Annotated in this window: 2 protein-coding genes and 1 pseudogene; all 3 read right to left on the bottom strand. The window is 59.7% G+C overall.

The window, feature by feature from the left end; genetic code table 11:
* Positions 1–1905, bottom strand: a pseudogene (locus I5W_RS25205) (glutamate synthase central domain-containing protein); the annotation flags it as partial.
* 167 nt (positions 1906–2072) lie between these two features.
* A complete protein-coding gene (locus I5W_RS25200; protein WP_044531315.1) occupies positions 2073–2804 on the bottom strand; it encodes a transposase in 732 nt (243 codons plus the stop codon).
* A gap of 172 nt (positions 2805–2976) precedes the next feature.
* Positions 2977–3449 (bottom strand): TerC family protein (locus I5W_RS25195; RefSeq protein ID WP_044531314.1); only part of this gene is annotated, 473 nt, incomplete at its 5' end.

The following is a 3449-nucleotide window of genomic DNA, read 5'->3' as shown; positions in this document are numbered from 1 at the left end:
CCGAGATGATCAGGATGTGTGACCCCGACTTGACNGCATCCACGGCCTTGGCGCACAGCGAAGCCAGGCGGGCTTCGATGCCTCCTTGCCCCAGGCGACCGGATAGCAGATGTTCAGTTCGTAGGACTTGAACTTGCCGCCGCTGTGCGCGCTGATGTTGCGCAGCTTGGCAATGTCGTCATAGTCCAGCACCGGCTGCGACACTTCCAGGCGCATCGGCGGGTTGATGTTGTTGGTGTCCAGCAGGTTGGGCTTGGGACCGATGAAGGACACCAGCGACATGACCAGCGCTTCGCGGATCGGATCGATGGGCGGGTTGGTCACTTGCGCGAACAGCTGGCGGAAGTAGTTGTAGAGCGGCTTGTTCTTGTTGGACATGACCGCCAGCGGCGAGTCATTGCCCATGGAGCCGATGGCTTCCTCGCCACCGCTGGCCATGGGGGCCATCAGGAACTTGACATCTTCCTGGGTGTAGCCGAAGACCTGCTGCAGGTCCAGCAGCTTCAGCGACGACGACGGCTGGCGCGGCTCTTCCTTCAACTCATCGAGCTTGACGCGCACCGAGTTGATCCACTGCTTGTAGGGCTTGGCGTTGGCGTAGGTGTCCTTGAGTTCCTTGTCGTCGATGATGCGGCCGGCGTCCAGGTCGATCAGGAACATCTTGCCCGGTTGCAGGCGCCACTTCTGGATGATCTTGGATTCGGGAATCGGCAGCACGCCGGATTCGGAAGCCATCACCACCAGGTCGTCATCGGTGACGATGTAACGCGCCGGACGCAAACCGTTGCGGTCCAGCGTGCCGCCGATGTGACGGCCATCGGTGAAGGCCAGCGCAGCCGGGCCGTCCCACGGTTCCATCATGGCGGCGTGGTATTCGTAGAAGGCGCGACGGTTGTCGTCCATCGAGGTGTGGTTTTCCCAGGCTTCGGGCACCATCATCATCATCGCCTGCGGCAGCGGATAGCCGGCCATGACCAGCAGTTCCAGCGCGTTGTCGAAGCTGGCGGTATCAGACTGGCCTTCATAGATCAGCGGGAACAGCTTCTTCAAGTCCGCACCCAGCACGGCCGACTGCATCACGCCTTCGCGGGCGCGCATCCAGTTGAAGTTGCCCTTGACGGTGTTGATTTCACCGTTGTGGGCGATCAGGCGGTACGGGTGGGCCAGCGGCCATTCCGGGAAGGTGTTGGTGGAGAAGCGCTGGTGCACCAGGGCCAGGGCCGAGACACAGCGTTCGTCCTGCAGGTCCTTGTAGTACACGCCGACCTGATCGGCCAGCAGCAGCCCCTTGTAGACCACGGTGCGGGCCGACATCGAGGGCACGAAGAATTCCTTGCCGTGCAACAGGTTCAGCGCCTGGATGGCGTGGCCGGACGACTTGCGGATCACGTAGAGCTTGCGTTCCAGCGCATCGGTGACCATCACGTCCGGGCCGCGGCCGATGAAGATCTGGCGGATCACCGGTTCTTTTTCGCGCACGGTGGGCGACATCGGCATGTCGCGGTCCACCGGCACGTCGCGCCAGCCCAGCACGATCTGGCCTTCGGCCAGCACCGAGCGTTCGATTTCCTGTTCACAGGCAATGCGGGAAGCGTTTTCCTTGGGCAGGAAGATCATGCCCACGCCATATTCACCAGGCGGCGGCAGGTCCACGCCCTGCTTGGCCATCTCTTCACGGTAATACTGATCGGGGATCTGGATCAGGATACCGGCACCGTCACCCATCAAGGCATCGGCACCGACGGCGCCCCGGTGATCCAGGTTCTTCAGAATGAGCAAACCCTGGTCAACGATGGAATGGGATTTCTTGCCCTTGATGTGGGCGATGAAACCGACGCCACAGGCGTCATGTTCATTTGCTGGGTCGTAAAGGCCTTGCGCGTGCATAACGGTGCTCCACCACATTGACAGTAAGGATTTGAAGAATAGTGCACTGCACCCAATAGTTCAATGAAAATAAATGGGGTCTGAGTCCAATTTAATTCCCTAGAAATTTACGGATTTTTTTATTGGGGACAGAGCAAAGAGAAAAACATCTAACTCATTGATTCAACACATTTATTTTTGAACGACTACGACTCTTTCCCTACGGATACGTCATCAACTTGAGTCACGGGGCGGACCATCGCCGGGCGGCCGCGCTTGGCCGGACTGACACGGCGATGGGTCTGGCGCTCCAGGCCTTGCTTGAACTCGTCCGATCCCAGCGCCCAACCCTTGAGCGTGGCAGCGGTGATGCGCTCCACTTCGGCGCGCGCCAGGCCCTCTTCGGTGAGCTGGCGATAGGCGATCTCGCGATCGAAGGGCGTGTTGCCAATGGACCAATACTGAGGATGATCGGTAATCAAGCCATCCTGCTTGGCACCGATGTGATGCATGTAGCTGGACCACGGATACTCACCCGGGCTGGCCGCCAGGCCGTTGCGCACCGGATTGAGCTCGATGTAGCGGCAGATGGCCAGCAGGTAGAGCTCGGCATCGATGACGGTGGCGCGGTAACGCCCCTGCCATAGCGTACCGCTGCGTCCATGCTTCTGGTTGAAATACGGGACGTAGTGGCGCCCTATCCATTGCATCATCCGTGCCAGCCCGGCGTCGTCGCTGGGCGTGACCAGCAGGTGCAGGTGGTCGGGCATGAGCACGTAGGCGTGCACGGCCACCTTGAATTGCCGCGCTGCATCCTTCAACCAGCCCAGGAAGGCCAGGTGGTCCTCGGCATCACGAAAAATGACCAGGCCATCATGGCCGCGCTGGATGATGTGGTGAGGCTGGTGCGGGACAACGAGACGGGGAAGGCGGGCCATGGCAGACGCTGCAAACCTGAAGAGTGGAACAGACATTCTAATGCACTCCGTCCCCAATAAACGAACGATGCCAAATTTGCATCGAACGGCAATAAACTTCACCTGTGCATAAAAAAACCGGCCAGATTGCTCCAGCCGGTCAAGCCCCACGTTGAATTCTTCACAAGCGCCCTCAGACGGCGCTACCTTCTTTTTTCTTGTCCCGGCTCAGCACCAGGCTGGCAATGATGGACACCAACAGGATGGCACCGACGATGGACAGCGAGATCAGCACCGGCACGTGGAACCAGATCGACAGCAGCATCTTGCCACCCACGAACAGCAGCACCAGCGCCAGGCCATACTTGAGCAGGTGGAAGCGCTCGGCCGAATCGGCCAGCAGGAAGTACAGCGCACGCAGACCCATGATGGCAAACATGTTCGAGGTGAAGACGATGAACGGATCCTTGGTGATGGCGAAGATGGCCGGGATGCTGTCCACCGCGAAGATCACGTCGGAAATCTCGATCAACAGCAGCACCAGCATCAGCGGGGTGAAATAGCGCACACCATTGATGCGGGTGGTGAACTTTTCGCCATCGTAGTCGTTGCTGATCTTCAGATGGCCGCGCAGCCAGCGCAGCAGCGGGTTGTCGCCCAGGTCGG

Source organism: Herbaspirillum sp. B65 (assembly GCF_000333555.1).
Taxonomy (GTDB): domain Bacteria; phylum Pseudomonadota; class Gammaproteobacteria; order Burkholderiales; family Burkholderiaceae_D; genus Herbaspirillum; species Herbaspirillum rubrisubalbicans.
Note: the sequence above shows the minus strand (reverse complement) of the source record. Positions and strands in the feature narration are given on the sequence as shown.